This is a genomic window from Capnocytophaga stomatis (assembly GCF_002302635.1).
GTDB lineage: Bacteria > Bacteroidota > Bacteroidia > Flavobacteriales > Flavobacteriaceae > Capnocytophaga > Capnocytophaga stomatis.
On record NZ_CP022387.1, the window covers coordinates 2,395,377 to 2,409,909 of the forward strand.

The 14,533-nt window shown below is 34.5% G+C and carries 17 protein-coding genes; 2 read left to right on the forward strand and 15 right to left on the reverse strand.

Annotated features, from left to right (window positions below):
- Positions 1 to 4 precede the first annotated feature (4 nt).
- The 12 genes from CGC58_RS10615 to CGC58_RS10670 form a co-directional block, all read right to left on the reverse strand.
- A complete protein-coding gene (locus CGC58_RS10615) occupies positions 5 to 472 on the reverse strand; it encodes a hypothetical protein (protein WP_095896680.1) in 468 nt (155 codons plus the stop codon).
- A gap of 102 nt (positions 473 to 574) precedes the next feature.
- Entirely contained in the window at positions 575 to 1,135 is a 561-nt protein-coding gene (locus tag CGC58_RS10620; RefSeq protein ID WP_095896681.1) for a suppressor of fused domain protein, read from the reverse strand.
- A gap of 30 nt (positions 1,136 to 1,165) precedes the next feature.
- Positions 1,166 to 2,098, reverse strand: a complete 933-nt coding sequence (locus CGC58_RS12830; protein ID WP_198540729.1) for a hypothetical protein — start codon at positions 2,096 to 2,098, stop codon at positions 1,166 to 1,168.
- 92 nt (positions 2,099 to 2,190) lie between these two features.
- Positions 2,191 to 2,511, reverse strand: a complete 321-nt coding sequence (locus CGC58_RS10630; RefSeq protein WP_095896682.1) for a hypothetical protein — start codon at positions 2,509 to 2,511, stop codon at positions 2,191 to 2,193.
- Between the two features lie 31 nt (positions 2,512 to 2,542).
- Positions 2,543 to 2,923 (reverse strand): DUF1016 N-terminal domain-containing protein, encoded by a 381-nt coding sequence (locus tag CGC58_RS10635; RefSeq protein WP_232748833.1) that lies wholly within the window; start codon positions 2,921 to 2,923, stop codon positions 2,543 to 2,545.
- A gap of 45 nt (positions 2,924 to 2,968) precedes the next feature.
- Positions 2,969 to 4,231 carry a hypothetical protein gene (locus CGC58_RS10640; RefSeq protein WP_095896684.1) on the reverse strand — a complete coding sequence of 421 codons (1,263 nt, stop codon included), beginning with the start codon at positions 4,229 to 4,231 and terminating at the stop codon, positions 2,969 to 2,971.
- Positions 4,232 to 4,458: 227 nt separating this feature from the next.
- A complete protein-coding gene (locus tag CGC58_RS10645; RefSeq protein ID WP_157909254.1) occupies positions 4,459 to 6,456 on the reverse strand; it encodes a TonB-dependent receptor in 1,998 nt (665 codons plus the stop codon).
- 26 nt (positions 6,457 to 6,482) lie between these two features.
- Complete coding sequence (locus tag CGC58_RS10650) at positions 6,483 to 6,713, reverse strand: hypothetical protein (protein WP_095896686.1); 231 nt, start codon at positions 6,711 to 6,713, stop codon at positions 6,483 to 6,485.
- Between the two features lie 116 nt (positions 6,714 to 6,829).
- Positions 6,830 to 7,789 carry a hypothetical protein gene (locus CGC58_RS10655; protein WP_095896687.1) on the reverse strand — a complete coding sequence of 320 codons (960 nt, stop codon included), beginning with the start codon at positions 7,787 to 7,789 and terminating at the stop codon, positions 6,830 to 6,832.
- Between the two features lie 178 nt (positions 7,790 to 7,967).
- On the reverse strand, positions 7,968 to 8,345 hold the full coding sequence (locus tag CGC58_RS10660; protein ID WP_095896688.1) for a hypothetical protein: 378 nt from the start codon (positions 8,343 to 8,345) through the stop codon (positions 7,968 to 7,970).
- Positions 8,346 to 8,701: 356 nt separating this feature from the next.
- A complete protein-coding gene (ric, locus tag CGC58_RS10665; protein ID WP_095896689.1) occupies positions 8,702 to 9,418 on the reverse strand; it encodes an iron-sulfur cluster repair di-iron protein in 717 nt (238 codons plus the stop codon).
- 117 nt (positions 9,419 to 9,535) lie between these two features.
- On the reverse strand, positions 9,536 to 10,531 hold the full coding sequence (locus CGC58_RS10670; RefSeq protein WP_095896690.1) for a glycosyltransferase: 996 nt from the start codon (positions 10,529 to 10,531) through the stop codon (positions 9,536 to 9,538).
- Between the two features lie 121 nt (positions 10,532 to 10,652).
- Between CGC58_RS10670 and CGC58_RS10675 the strand changes: the two genes are divergently transcribed.
- Together CGC58_RS10675 and rpe are read left to right on the forward strand one after the other, a co-directional pair.
- On the forward strand, positions 10,653 to 11,513 hold the full coding sequence (locus tag CGC58_RS10675; RefSeq protein ID WP_018279989.1) for a sigma-70 family RNA polymerase sigma factor: 861 nt from the start codon (positions 10,653 to 10,655) through the stop codon (positions 11,511 to 11,513).
- 123 nt (positions 11,514 to 11,636) lie between these two features.
- Positions 11,637 to 12,281 (forward strand): ribulose-phosphate 3-epimerase, encoded by a 645-nt coding sequence (gene rpe / locus CGC58_RS10680; RefSeq protein WP_095896691.1) that lies wholly within the window; start codon positions 11,637 to 11,639, stop codon positions 12,279 to 12,281.
- Here rpe and CGC58_RS10685 read toward each other — a convergent pair whose 3' ends face one another.
- From CGC58_RS10685 to CGC58_RS10695, 3 genes are all read right to left on the reverse strand, one after another.
- Positions 12,282 to 13,628 (reverse strand): alpha-L-fucosidase, encoded by a 1,347-nt coding sequence (locus CGC58_RS10685; protein WP_095896692.1) that lies wholly within the window; start codon positions 13,626 to 13,628, stop codon positions 12,282 to 12,284.
- Between the two features lie 140 nt (positions 13,629 to 13,768).
- Complete coding sequence (locus CGC58_RS10690) at positions 13,769 to 14,068, reverse strand: immunity protein TriTu family protein (protein WP_095896693.1); 300 nt, start codon at positions 14,066 to 14,068, stop codon at positions 13,769 to 13,771.
- Positions 14,055 to 14,531 (reverse strand): hypothetical protein, encoded by a 477-nt coding sequence (locus CGC58_RS10695; RefSeq protein ID WP_095896694.1) that lies wholly within the window; start codon positions 14,529 to 14,531, stop codon positions 14,055 to 14,057. The genes CGC58_RS10690 and CGC58_RS10695 overlap by 14 nt, the downstream gene beginning before the upstream one ends.
- Positions 14,532 to 14,533 lie beyond the last annotated feature (2 nt).

The following is a 14,533-nucleotide window of genomic DNA, read 5'->3' on the forward strand; positions in this document are numbered from 1 at the left end:
TATTTTATAAAATCTTTTCAGAAAGCACATTTACTTTATTTAAAGCTCTTCTGTTTTTATTAACAACCTGATTTCCAAAATCATCTTGTGTGTAAAAATTATAATCTTCAAATTCACAATCCGACAATAAATAAACACTGCCATTTAAAATCTGAAATTGCTTTTCTCTTATTTGTCCAATTTTTATATCCAAAATTTCTGCTCCACGCATTATTTGATATGTCCACCCTTGTAAGTCTTTCGAGTAATCAAAAGCATAAAAATACTCTTTATTAGGGGTGATAATGATAAAACCTAAATCACCAACGCCTCCATTTTTCGGAGCAAAAGGACGATGAGCGTTTATCACTTGGTTTAAAATACCATTGCTCCCCAATATGCCCTTGTTGCCATCGGGAAGCGGTCGCTCATTAGTAGCCTCAATAAATAAGACCGCTCTTGTATCGGTATTTTTAAGATTTTTTATTTTCATTTTCCAGTCCTTTTTGTTTAAAAATTGACAATATGCTATAATATACAACAAATCCGCCCAAGAAAAAACTGATTTTTAGGATTTTTTTGTGTTTTCGATTAATTACAATACCGATTTTCTTTTAATATCAAAAATATCAATATTCTTTTGCTCAAATAAATCTTCCAAAGCATCTTTTCCATATTGAGTTAAATACTCTAACTCATTATTAGAAATGGGAATTGCTAATAAAAAATTAATATTAACTTCATTTATAGAAAATTCCTCCAATTTATCTTCCCACAAGAAAGGGGAAGTAAAGTAAATATGCTTCATTTCTATATTTGGATAATACATTTCTATTAAAGTTTGGAAAACAGCTCCTTCTACTGATTTCCATTTATCTTTCAAAATAAAAAAAGCAATAGAGCTTAATACATTAGAAAAATCTTTAAACTGAACATAAGAAGCTGCTAATATTTCTGTATGATTATTTTCAGAAGCTAATTCAGATAACCCTAATGTACTATAAAAAAGTACTTTTTCATCGACAGGGTCAGGACAAGAGAGTATCCTTATAGAAAAATTCCCTGTTTCGTCACCATAAAGCTCTACTTTTGGCTGTGTCCCAAGTATTGGGGACAATTTTTTAAATAAATTAATTTGATATTGACTTGGTTTCATTGTTCTAAAAAATATTTACTCATTAAAAAATCACTCCCCAACTTCAATTCCCATATCTGCCATATTATTTTTTAAAATCGTGCTGATATAATTTCCTTTTTTTCTGGAAATACAAGCGGTAGCATAAGTTCTAGGAGATTTATAAATAACTCCCTTGAAGTTTTCACTCCACAATACAGGCAACATATAGTAAGCGTTTTTTTTATTTTCGGTATTCATAACCCATTTTCCGCCGATATGTTTTCTAAATGTTTCTCCGATATATATCGTTAATAAATCTAATAGTTTTGCATTTTCTATCAACAGCGTATTATTCTCAAAGTTGGTAAATATCCATTGTTCTAAATCATCCAAAGATTGGATACTATAATCCAATGTAAGATGATGTTGTTGGGCAAAATTTTGGGTAAAATCATCCATTTTATCATCAATATAAAAAATCCAATCTTGGAAATTATCTTGTGTGTAGCTCATAATATTTCTTTTTTTACATATTGGGTCAATTTGTTTTTCGGTTGGTAAATCAGACCAATCTATCAATTCAGGATTTATTTGGTTTTCAATAGCTCCCAATAATAGTCTTTCTTTTTTGCGTAAAATAAATGCTTTTATCAGATGAAAAGGAGACAACAATATCCCTTCCGTTGAGTGTCCTTCTATCACAGGAAAACCATAATAAAGCGAGTTATTTACTTTGTCCAAATTGCATTTCCATTGTGCATTTTTAAAATTTTTTCTGACCACTTCTCCTAAATATGCCGATAAATCGTTGTAATCATCGTTTTCAATAGTAATATCGTTATTTACGATATATTTTTCTATCAAATCTACACTTTTGATACTCAAATCAAAGTCTAAACCTTGCGATTTTGCTTTATTCTGAATACATTCCAAATAATCATCTATGTTGAAAATAAAGTTTTCAAACTTATTTTCTAATTCTTTCACTTTGAATTTTTCCATTTTTATAGCTACTTTATTTTTGAACCGATGTTGTCGGCGATGTCAAAGTTATAAACTTTTTGGTATTTAGGAAAATACAATCTATAATATTATTATTCTGACATATTGGGATACAATGAAATACCCCATACAATATCTTTTAACATTTTCGCATAATCAGTTTCTCCTTCTTCTCCAATAAAATTTTTAGTTACAATTACCGCCATCGGATACTTTTTATAGGCTTCTTCTTTGGTGTAAATTTCACTGTTGTCAATAACAGAATTTTTAATATCCAGCAGTTGATTATAAAAAGAAATATTTATAGGATTATTCAGAGAGCAGTCACACGTCTCTTTGGCTATCAATATCGCTTTTTCTACAATTTCTTTATAATATTTTTTGGTTAGATTATCCTCTAAATCTATATACATAATACTATTTTAAAAATTGATTTTTTGGCGTCTATATTTGGCTTCCGTCCCTTTTTGTGGTCGTCTGTAATGAAAAAAGTTCGCCATAATGAGACCCTTTCAATTTGCCAAACAGTGTCTGGCATTTTGGGTACAACAGATATAAGTTCCTCATATTTTGCAGGTTAGACCTTGAAAAAACCTTGCCAAACTCTTTTGTGAGTTGTTTGGACAAGTTTTTCAGAAGGTTTGTGCCGTATTCGGCTCGGTCGGCATTGTTTTGTTCGTCTGTAACGATGATTTTGCCGATTTGCCAATAGGTTTTCAGTAAAATGCTATTTACCTGAACCACAACATTATTCCTCGCTTGATTGAGCAATAATTTTATATCATCGTAGGCGGTATGTTTGTCCGATTTTTCTATTTTCATCATTCAATTTATTACTTTGTAATGGTTAATCATTTGATTATATGCATCTTACCGCTCCGTTAATTTTTCTCTAAGTTCAAGTTTCTCTAATTTACCTTCTTTGGTATTGAGAATAAAAGAATCATAGTTGCTTATTAAATAACCGTCTTTTATTTTAGCAACAAAGTCATCGCTTAGATAGTGCATATCTTTATGACTTTGTAAGCTAAGTTTTATCTCGCCTGTTTGGGCATCAAGCACTTGAAAAAAGTAGGGACTGCTTTCTGCCCATTCGTGTTTGAAATGGATAAGCACCTCATTGTCATCATAATGCAACACTTCGGGCTTAAAATAAAATCGTTCAGGGGTAAAATTCTCATAAGATAAAACTTGAGACTCTTTGTCTATATATAACTCACCTTTGAACCAGCGAAAAAAATACCTCTTATATGGATACCCCGCTTGTCCTTGTCTTTTTACTTTAAAAAGCTCAGGTAGTTTATCTTTATCTTTTCTTGAAAAAACAAATCGAGTTACTCCTTGTGGAGCAATCGGATTTTGGGCAATCAGCTGATCCATTTCTTTACGATTTCCATATAAAATCGCCTGATTAAGCTTGGGAAAATAATAATACTCTTTGCCTAAATTATTGGTTATTTCAAGTGAATTTTCATAGGCACTGTTTGTGTCTATTTCGGCAAAGCCTTTTTCAAATTCAGGCAGTCCGATGGTTTGCGGTGTTACTTCACTGATGCTCAATGTGTTCTCGTCTAATAAAAACAGGCGATTTTTATTGATGACGATATAGGTTTTGCCTTCGTCCATTTTTTTCCATTTAATAATAGGGTAAAAACCTTCTACATTAATTGGTACCGCAGCGATTTCTTCAAACGTTTGGGCGTGAAAAAAGCCAAAAGTGGGTTTGTAAGTTTGGTTAGGATGATTTCCAGAAACAATAGAGCCCACCACTATGGCAATGGGTTCGCCGTCTTTATCGGCTGTGGGTATAATTTCTTGAATATTCCAATAGGGCTTGTTTTCTTGAACCGCAGCCGTGGTGGGGGTGTAGGTTGATTTGGACGGCAGCAACGAAATTACCACCATCATCACAACAAACACCGCCATCGCAAGCCCTAAAAATTTGAGTGCTTTTAGATGTTTTGCGGAAAGCTGAGGCGTATCATAAGTATGCCGATGATTGATGTTAATATCGTCATTATCAATAAAAAACTCTGATTTACAGCTCTTACAGCGGTAATAATCGGTTTTGGTTTCGGTCGCTTGTGTGCTGCCACACTGCGGACATTTGATGGGTTTGATTCGTTTTGCCATTGTTTAGATTTAAAGTTATGAACCACAAATGTAACTTTTTTGTAATAAACTACAAATGAAAAGAATAAAATTTAATTGGAAAGAAGATTAAAGAAATAAAAAGGAACGAAATTACTCGTTCCTTTAAAAATATCTTAACCTGCTTCGATTAACGATAATCACCATTATTTAAACACTTGTCAAAAACTAAAAAATATGTATTTTAAAGAAAAATATTCTATAAAAACTTAAAACTGATACTTCACTCCCAAAATGATATTTCGTCCCATTCGGGGAAAGTTTTTCCAGTCGGCATAGGTGGTGTAATAAGTGTCGAGTAAATTTTCTACTTCCAACTGAAAATCAATCTGATGCGAACCAAAAGGCAATACGTATGAAACTGAAAGATTTGTTAGCGTATATGCGGGAGTGGCGTCCTCGCCGTAAGCCGTACTGAATCGGGTTTGCTTCAAATCGCCTTCAACAGTGACTTCCGAAGAAAAACGATTTTTGCGAAAGGCTACAGACGATAAATAATAAGGCGGACGCACAAACGGAAGCGGATTTACTTTAAAATCAGCTCCGTAAGCATAACCCAATGTGTTTTTCCAAAGCCAATATTTTCCGAAATTGTATTCTGTTTGCATTGAAACATTAAGCTGATTGGCGTGCGGTAATGATTCATACATTTTCAAACCTCGTTTTTCAGCTCCGAGGGGCGTCATCTGCCAAGCAGGCTCGCCGAAAGGTTGTCCGAAAATGTAATTCTGAATATGGAAAAAACTACTTTTAAAAGCAACTTTCCACTGATTTTTAGCATATTGAGCAGAAAAATTTCCTTCCCACGAAGTTTCATTATCCAAATTCGGATTCCCGATGTAATCATATCCGTCCGAGCTGTTAAACAAATAAAAACCATAACTTTCTGAAACAGAGGGAGCTCGCTGTCCCCAACCCGCACCCGCCGAAATCTCCCAGTTTTGACCCTGCCACAAGTACGAACCATACAAACTGGGTAAAACCCGATTTTTACTTCGCTCAAACCGATGAAATACTTGATTTAGATTGTAACCCACATCGCTTTTTACGTAATTGTTTTGCCAACTCAAATTCCCATTAAAAGTTATTTTTTGATTTTCAGATATTTTCCATTGGTTTTCCACAGAAATATTAGCATTTTTGGTCGATACCTTAGGCCAAGTGTAAGTAAACATCGTGCCGCCGGTTCGGTAGTACATCGTCATTTCGGCAGTGGAAAGATTATGAAAAGTATTCAAGCGAATATCTTGCGAAAAACGATTTTTCTTCCAACGAATTTTTGAAATCCCGCCAAAGGTTTCGCTTTTTCCGGGCATATCCATTTTCACCGGAAGTTTATCGCCTTCCTCCCGAAATGAATCGTCCATTTCGTGATAAATATCATTGTAATACAATTTTGTTTCCCAAATTTTAAAGTTTTGATTTTCAAAATAATGTGTATGTGTAAGCATCGAAATCAGGGCTTTGGCTTTTGAAACGTCCATCGGAAGTGCCGGATAACCAATGTTTTTAGCCGAATCGTAAATCACATTCCCACGAATAGCATCACGTTTGCCAATTTTAAAACCTACGTTTGCCGCAACATTGCTTTTTTCGTACTGCGAATATTTTATAAGCTTCCGATTTCCGTCGCGATAATTATCTGCTTTTCGATGTGAAAATGAAATATTTGCCCCGAAATTTCCGGAAGAAAAAAGTGTGTTTCCCATCGCAAAACGTTCCAAATTATTGCTTTTTAAGCTGGTTTGCAATGTGTTTTTCCACTGAGGTTTTGCCGAAAAATGCACTTTTTGAGGTTTCAGGTCGATATTTCCGCCAATGGTGGTGCCGTAATGACTGCCCTCTTGTCCCGAACTAATACTGATGTCGGATAAGTTATGCATTTCCACATAGGAAGTTACAGGGTCCATTTTGTCCGTACACGCCCCAAAAATTCGCATTCCATCGATGGTAACCACCGAACGCTCGCTAAACATATTATTCAGCACAGGCTCAAAAGCGTACGCCCCCCTGCGGATTAAGTTTACATTTTGCGAAGATTGCAGATAATCTTCCACAGAATGACTTATTTTCTGATCTGGAAGATTTTCCTTCAAAGCTTTGATAATCACTTCCGAAAGATGAATCACACTGTCTTTTTCTTGTGTTTTTTGGGCAAACAAAATCCCTGATAACAAAACAGTTATGCCGAAAAGAAATTTTTTCATTCGTTGTAACACATTTTTAGAGGTCATTACTTAAATACATATTTTATTTTGTAATTAAGTGTTGATTTTGAGTATTTTTGTTGTGATTTTACTGGCATTGGAAACGGAGCGTTAATAAAATCAATGAATGGAGCGTAGAAAATATCCATTGTTTGAGCGTCAGCGAGTTTGGAGATTTTCAGTAAAATGATTTGATTTTTAGCGGAGTATCCACAGCCTTGAATTTTTGGTACTTTTGTTTTAAGACAAAAGTACATATATGAAAATAAATGATTAACTTAATACATTTTTTAAAAAATATGGTAAAATCAATTTTTATTTTGAAGATTTTTCAAGCAAAAAGAGACCTTACCATACTTTTCATACTAAAAAATTATTTTCCTTCTGGAATATCTATTCGTAAATGTACCTCACTAACGGCATCAAAATCTTCTTTGGTTTTCGGAGTTTTGGGGATTTCCGTTCCTGCAATGACTTCACCCTCAGTGTTTTTTACTTGGAAATTCAATTCCCAGTAACCACTCATTGAATAGTTAATATTGGCTTTGTGGAAGCCGTCGGGTTGTGCTTTGAAGTCGTCAAAAGGCGTAGAATGATTTTGCATATCAGCACCTGGCATACGAGGGTCTAACAAAAGTGAAAAACCTTTTGCCTGCGGGAAAGAAACCATTGATTCGGCTTTGAATAAACCGGCTATAACATTGTCATTACGTCCGTTACGGTGCTGCATTGGGCTAATAAGTGCCAGAATATACATTTTTCCGTCTTTTCCTTTAAATCTTGTAAATTTCAGATGACTTTCTTTGGGTTGTTTCTGAATTTCGATGCGTTGTTCCTTAACCTGAAATTCTTTGCCTGAAATGGTGTAATTCAAATTCAAATCCCAATGCCCAAGTTCGCCCGTATTCATCTGAAAAACAGCATATCCTCGGTAATGATTATTGTGTACTTGTGTTAAATTTTCGGTATGCGGACACGAATGAGAATGCTTGATTTTTTTCGAATCGCCATTGTCGTACATACGCATCATCGGCAAGAAATTGATTTTTTCAGGGGATAATGCTTTGCCCGTTTTTACATCTGTAATGGTGATGTAAACGTCATTATATCCGGTGTACAAAGCTCCGTTGATGGTTTTTACGGAAATTGCGTGATTATTTTCGGTGAAATTTGCCACTTCTTTGAGCTTATCCGAAGAAGTAGGAGCATCGGAAGGTGCAGAAGGACTGATGTTTTTTGTTTCTTCGGTTGGTTTTTCGATGTTTTTGTCGTCTTTTGAGCAAGAAACAATCAAAAAAGTAAATAAAATGGTGATATATGTTGCTATTTTCATCTTAAATTGATATTAAATTAATAATTTTTGTTGTTTTTTGGATACAAAATTCCTTTGAAGATATCTTTTTATCTCCAAAATATTGAAAGATTGAGTTTTGCAATGTCGGGGCTTCGATTTCGTTCAACCTGACAAAATCAGTATATTGATGACAAAAATCAATCAAAAATGAAGAAAGTTACACAAAAATAGGTGGATGAAAAATAGCGAAATGGATTTTTTCCCAATGAGGATTTTTGTAGTGAAATTTGTGTTGTGCGTTTTGTTGTTGTTTTACAAAAATGGAATACGAAAAATTTTCGTGAGAAATCCAGTTGAAGTCTGTGGCGAATTTCTCAAAATTAAAGTCGTTATTTTTCTCATTTTCAGAAGCTACATCGGCAAGCTTACATTTTCCGTCGCAATGCATTTCGGGTTTGTCCTGATTCTGACAGAAAATTTCCGTAAATCCCTCATTATCCAAGAGATAATAGGTGAAATACGCTCCTGTCCGTAAACTACTATAAAGCACGGAAAAAGCTATAAATAAAACACCTATGTAAAATCTTCTTTTCAACGGTGACAAAAATAAGAAAAAAAATTGGTTAATTCATTTAAAATTTAGGCTAAAAGCCAAAAATTATCCTTAATCTTTACTGACAAATAAACTGAGATTCTCTCGTCTCTCCGAGTGATTTGTGTAACGAAGTGGAACAAATTGTATCGAGGAGAAAAGTCCTCGATACAAATTTTATCTTCACTTCATTACGATAAAATTTACTCGAACTGACGAAAATTCAAAATATATTTATTTTAATTGATTTTAAGATATTTTATTTTGAAATTGCTTGAAAATCTTCGCGTATTTAACCCCATTAAAATTGTAAATAAACGTTGGAAATTTCGGTTTTTTTGAAATTTCCAACGTTTTTTCTATTGCAATTGTTTTTCTAATGCAACAGCTTTTGGGAATAAAATGTTGTTTTCCAGATGAATATGTCGATGCAAATTATCTTCAAATTCTTGAAGCATCGCAAAGGTAACTCTGTACGTGTTGCAAGCGTCGGCAGGTGGGGTGTAGCCATCTGTCAGTGTTGCGATTTTTTCAAATCGGTCACCTTCTGCACTATGTTCGTGCTCCATCATTTTGATGGGGTTGGCAACCGTTCCGAAGTGAGGTACAGGCGTTTTCCCACCATTTTGTGAGGCTTTTACCAATTCTTCAATGAAAGGAAACAGAATTTGTTCTTCTTTTTCCAGATGACTTTGCAAATCAAAAGCACTTTCCGTAAAAAGATGATTGATTTCAAGTAATTCAGGATGTCTGTCTCCGTGAACTTTGCAAAGTTTATCTAAAAATTGCAGTAAATACGGAATTTTTTCTCGTACATAACTATGATGCATTCGCACGATATAGTTAGCTAAAAGGTCAAGAGGCCAATCACTTACGTTCAGATTTTCATTTCCTCCTTGCGGAATGGCTTTTAACTCATTTATTAGCTGATTTTGATTGATTTCTTTTTTCTCACAAGCTTCTGCGATAGTTCGCCCTCCTTTGCAACAAAAATCAATTCCGTACTTTTTGAATATTGCCGCAGCTCTAAAATCCTGAGCTACAATCTCTCCGATAGTGTTATTTTCTAAATTCATACTTAGCATTTTAAATTCTGGTGCAAAGATATGAAATTCCATTAAAAGATAAAAAAATCTTTTTATCTTTTTTGTTATTAAATTGACTTACAGAATCTTTTCTTTTGTCACCATATTTTATTTGAAGAACAGATGCGGAAACAACGTTTCGGGTTTTTTGGAAGAAAAACAAAGTTTTACGGTTGCAAACAAAAAGCCAAAACCATAGCTAAAAAACTGTACCAAAATAGCCCAAACAGATAAAAAGCCGATTTTTATACTTTTATTTGTTCTGGCACTGTCTAACATTAAAAAAATGAAGTAGGAGCCATAAACAAAAACTCCCTGTGGACGCCCTAAAAAGGCAAACAAAACAGAGAAAATCAGCCCCAATGAAAAGCACAGAGGTAGCCAATAAGTTACTTTCTTAGTGTGTGGATACCAGTGATTTAGAATGGCACGCGTTTGCCCGAATTTACTAACTTGTTTTTTGAATTTTGCCCACGAAATTCTGCGTTTGTGATAAACGAAAGCATCTTCAATGAATGCCGTTTTAAATCCTTTCTGCCATAAGCGAATTACCAAATCAGGGTCTTCCCCAGGGTGTATTTTTCCGAATCCTCCTGTAGCTTCAAAGGCTTTTCGGGAAAGTCCCATATTGAAACTGCGTGGCTCAAATTTCTGTACGCTCTTGTTATTTCCTCGAATACCTCCGGTAGTTAATAATGAGGTCATTACATAGTTTATTGCTTTTTGTATGTCCGTGAAATTATCATCGGCGGTGTCAGGACCTCCAAAGCAATCCACATAATTTTTTTGAAGAAAATCATCAATAGATTCAAGGTAATGTTCTGGTAATAAGCAATCTGAATCCAAAATTATGAAATAATCATTTTTTGCTCGCTGCATTCCATAATTCCTCGATGCTCCGGGTCCTGTATTTTCTTTAAAAATGTAGTTGATATTCAGTTTACTTTCATACTTTTCGCAAATTTTCTCTGAAGAAATGGAAGAACCATCTTCAATAACAACTACTTCAAAATCAGATTCATATGTTTGTTTTGATATACTACTTAAAAGTTCGTCAATTTCTTCGGGGCGGTTATATACGGGGATAATGAATGAATACTTCATTAGTTAAAGTAATGTTAAAATTAATTCTTTTTGTAACTTTTCTTTCCCAAATAACGTAAAATGGGTTGTAATCATTACAAAAGTACTTTTTAGAAACCACAAAAATAAGGATAATTTTTAAATGAGACAACTAAAAATTACCAAACAGGTAACCAATCGTGAAACTGCTTCTCTTGATAAATATCTTCAAGAAATAGGGAAGGTGGATTTAATTACAGCTGATGAAGAGGTAGAGTTGGCACAACGTATTAAGGCTGGGGACAATATCGCTTTGGAAAAACTAACGAAAGCAAATTTACGTTTCGTGGTGTCGGTAGCAAAACAGTATCAAAATCAAGGTCTTACACTTCCTGACTTAATCAATGAAGGAAATCTTGGGCTTATAAAAGCTGCTCAGCGTTTTGATGAAACACGAGGATTTAAATTCATTTCGTATGCCGTTTGGTGGATTCGTCAATCTATTTTGCAGGCATTGGCAGAGCAGTCCCGAATCGTTCGTTTGCCACTGAACAAAATTGGTTCTATCAACAAAATCAACAAAATGTATGCTTATTTGGAACAAGCACACGAGCGAGTTCCTTCGGCGGAAGAAATTGCCAAGGAGTTGGATATGTCGGTAAATGACGTAAAAGAATCAATGAAGAATGCGGGTCGTCATATTTCAATGGATGCTCCTTTGGTGGAGGGTGAGGATTCGAACTTGTATGACGTTTTGCGTAGTAGTGAGTCACCAAATCCTGATAAAGAGCTGATATTGGACTCTTTACGTACTGAAATAGAGCGAGCTTTGGAAACACTTACACCTCGTGAAGCGGATGTAATTCGTTTGTATTTCGGATTGGGAGACCAACACGCGATGACGCTTGAAGAAATTGGGGAGACCTTTGAACTTACTCGCGAGCGTGTGCGTCAAATCAAGGAAAAAGCAATCCGCCGATTGAAACATACTTCCCGAAGTAAAATTTTGAAAACTTACTTGTAATCAACTGATAAATAGTGTAAATGATAAATAAACACAAGCTTTTAATCTGAATTTTAAGAGATTGAAAGTTTGTGTTTTTTCTTTAAAAATGTAAACTTAATCTTAAATCAAAAATAAACAGAAATGATATTAGCACCTTCAATGTTAGCAGCAGATTTCGGAAATTTGCAACGTGATGTGGAAATGGTTAACCAAAGCCAAGCCGATTGGTTTCACATTGATATAATGGATGGCGTTTTTGTCCCGAATATTTCTTACGGAATGCCTGTGCTTGATGCCATTAACAAACACGCACGAAAACCTTTGGACGTACATTTAATGATTGTTGACCCTGACCGTTATATTTCTACTTTTAAAAAATTAGGGAGCGAAATACTAACCGTTCATTATGAGGCTTGTACACATTTACACAGAACTATCCAGGCTATCAAAAATGAGGGAATGAAAGCCGGTGTGGCTCTTAATCCGCATACTCCTGTTTGGGTTTTGGAAGATATTATTCAAGATATTGATTTAGTTCTTCTTATGAGTGTAAATCCGGGTTTCGGAGGACAATCATTCATTGAAAATACGTATAAAAAAATCCGTCAAACCAAAGAGCTCATTACAAAAACAAATTCTAAAGCTCTAATTGAGGTTGACGGAGGTGTGAGTGATAAAAATGCCAAACAACTTATTGACGCCGGTGCCGATGCTTTGGTGGCAGGAAGTTTTGTTTTTAACTCAGAAAATCCGATAGAAACGATTAAAAGGTTAAAAAATAGCTAACTACATATTCAGTTCCACAGCATTTCCGTGACCTCGATAAAGTACGAGTTTGTCTTCCAATTCTATTTCCAAAATGGTCACGTAAGGGTCAAGTGATTTTTCTGAAGGAACAGAAATGCGTAGAATACCTGGAATATTGTTCCAAGCTGCACCTCCGTTACGTTCAAAAGCGAGATTTTCACCAGAATCCAATACTTTAACAGACTTTACTTTTGTTTGAATGCCTTTCAGTTGAATATAATTCTTCGGAGAGTCGAACAAACATAAGTAAAGTTTTTTATGGTCTTTACTTAACATTGTAGGTCCGTAAAAATGCCCATACGGAAGCCCAGCTTCAGTGTTGTAAACAGCTGTTTTGTGTTTTTCAATCCATTTGCCAAGTGCTTTCAAACGTTCGATTTGTTCTTCTGCGATTGTTCCATCAGGTTTCGGACCTATATTAAGCAAAAGATTTCCTCCATTACTGATAACTTCAACGAAAGTACGAATGATTTGAGCCACAGGTTTGTAATTTTTGTCAGAAGGGAAGTAGCCCCAATTATCGTTCATCGTCATACAAAATTCCCAAGCACCTTCAGGACGAACAATAGGAACTCCTTGTTCCGGAGTTTTGTAATCACCATATTCATTAAGTCGTGAATTTACAATTACATTCGGATTCCAATCAAGTAAAAATTGTCTAATTTCGGCAGATTTCCATTCTTCGGCTTTGTGTTCCCAATCGCCATCAAACCAATATAAATCAGGACGATAAGCATTTAGTTCTCCCAATTGATTAAAATTGAATTTTACAAAACGTTCCCAAGCGGTTAATTTCTGTTGTCCTTTTTGCGGATAGAATTTTTTAGTGTTTTTAACGCGTTCAAAAGTAACAGGCGAATAATCAGGATGTGACCAATCACAAAGCGAGTAGTAAAGTCCTAATTTCATATTTCTTTTACGAACAGCATTGACAAAAGGGGAGAGCAAATCTTTTTTTGCAGCTGCGTGTTTTACGGTGCTTAAAGAACTGTATTTCGTATCCCACAAGGCTACACCATCGTGATGCTTTGTTGTGAGAACCACATATTTAGCTCCTATCTTCTCAAATAAATCCAACCACTGTTCAGGATTGTAGTTTGACGCCGTAAATTGTTCTCCTTGCTTCAGATAATCGGCGTGGAAAATACGTTTATGGTACATTGACCACGATTCTGTGATTCCGTTTACGCCATAATATCCCCAGTGAATGAAAATCCCTAATTTGGCATTTTTGAACCAATCTAATCTGTCGTTAGTAGGCTCATTTTGTGAATATAAATTCAAAAACATTAAGAAAAATACCGAAAGAAATAATTTTTTTATCATATAATTTCGAAAATTTAAAAATCCAATGCCTCAAAGATATAAAAAATACATCGAAAAATCATAAAGAACGAAAGAAAATAGGCTTCTTTCATCATAAGGTTTTACTAAATACAATTCGATTTTAAGTTAATCATTAAAATTTATGTAAAGAACGATAGTAATTCATTGTATTTGGCTTTAAAATCATCGAATTCGGAAAATTCAAATCTATCAAATAAAATATTGTTTTCTGATTCTATATCAATAAGTTCCATAACACAACTATTATCTTCCCACATTGTAAAACGACCAACGTATTTCTTGTTGGTTATATCAACTACAATTGATTTGGTTCGTGTTTCTCCTTCTTCAAAGTGAATGCATCTGATTTCCATTTCCAAGTTTGGAATCTTTTTAGTGTAAATCCAATTACGAAATTTGAAAATATTAGTCTCTGTCATAAATTATGAATTTAATATCCGTGATGTCTTTCAGATTAATTTCTATCTGTGATTCACGATGTTCTGTGATGCCAATTAGTATATTATCAATGATTTTCAGCTCTGCAATCGGGTTAGTTTGGTCAAAAAACATTCCCCAAATCAAATTTCCTTCCAAATCTTCACAAGCAACAAAACCTTCATTACCGTACGAACCTTCTCCGCAAACAAATTTTTGCTTGCCATCAGCGATTAACTCATTCCATATATCCACCCAAACCCAATTTTCACACGGATTGTACTTTAAGATGCTGCTTATTGTGGTGTCACACAGAGGGGAAATTTCGGCGGAGCTTTTTTTTGTGTTTGATTCATAGTATGTTACAAAATCGAGGATAATAACATTGTCATTGCCAAAAACAATACAATTGGTACAAGGCAATTTCTTTTCTTCTGTTTTCCAAATTTTGTTAATTATTGACATAT

Bases quoted from the DNA above. Each gene is read 5' to 3' on its own strand.
- rpe (WP_095896691.1), top strand. From the start codon at position 11,637: ATGATATTAGCACCTTCAATGTTAGCAGCAGATTTCGGAAATTTGCAA.
- CGC58_RS10635 (WP_232748833.1), bottom strand. From the start codon at position 2,923: ATGATGAAAATAGAAAAATCGGACAAACATACCGCCTACGATGATATA.
- CGC58_RS10615 (WP_095896680.1), bottom strand. From the start codon at position 472: ATGAAAATAAAAAATCTTAAAAATACCGATACAAGAGCGGTCTTATTT.
- CGC58_RS10645 (WP_157909254.1), bottom strand. From the start codon at position 6,456: ATGAAAAAATTTCTTTTCGGCATAACTGTTTTGTTATCAGGGATTTTG.
- CGC58_RS10620 (WP_095896681.1), bottom strand. From the start codon at position 1,135: ATGAAACCAAGTCAATATCAAATTAATTTATTTAAAAAATTGTCCCCA.
- CGC58_RS10650 (WP_095896686.1), bottom strand. From the start codon at position 6,713: ATGTACTTTTGTCTTAAAACAAAAGTACCAAAAATTCAAGGCTGTGGA.
- CGC58_RS10640 (WP_095896684.1), bottom strand. From the start codon at position 4,231: ATGGCAAAACGAATCAAACCCATCAAATGTCCGCAGTGTGGCAGCACA.
- ric (WP_095896689.1), bottom strand. From the start codon at position 9,418: ATGAATTTAGAAAATAACACTATCGGAGAGATTGTAGCTCAGGATTTT.
- CGC58_RS10685 (WP_095896692.1), bottom strand. From the start codon at position 13,628: ATGATAAAAAAATTATTTCTTTCGGTATTTTTCTTAATGTTTTTGAAT.
- CGC58_RS10675 (WP_018279989.1), top strand. From the start codon at position 10,653: ATGAGACAACTAAAAATTACCAAACAGGTAACCAATCGTGAAACTGCT.
- CGC58_RS10630 (WP_095896682.1), bottom strand. From the start codon at position 2,511: ATGTATATAGATTTAGAGGATAATCTAACCAAAAAATATTATAAAGAA.
- CGC58_RS10655 (WP_095896687.1), bottom strand. From the start codon at position 7,789: ATGAAAATAGCAACATATATCACCATTTTATTTACTTTTTTGATTGTT.
- CGC58_RS10695 (WP_095896694.1), bottom strand. From the start codon at position 14,531: ATGTCAATAATTAACAAAATTTGGAAAACAGAAGAAAAGAAATTGCCT.
- CGC58_RS10670 (WP_095896690.1), bottom strand. From the start codon at position 10,531: ATGAAGTATTCATTCATTATCCCCGTATATAACCGCCCCGAAGAAATT.
- CGC58_RS10690 (WP_095896693.1), bottom strand. From the start codon at position 14,068: ATGACAGAGACTAATATTTTCAAATTTCGTAATTGGATTTACACTAAA.
- CGC58_RS12830 (WP_198540729.1), bottom strand. From the start codon at position 2,098: ATGGAAAAATTCAAAGTGAAAGAATTAGAAAATAAGTTTGAAAACTTT.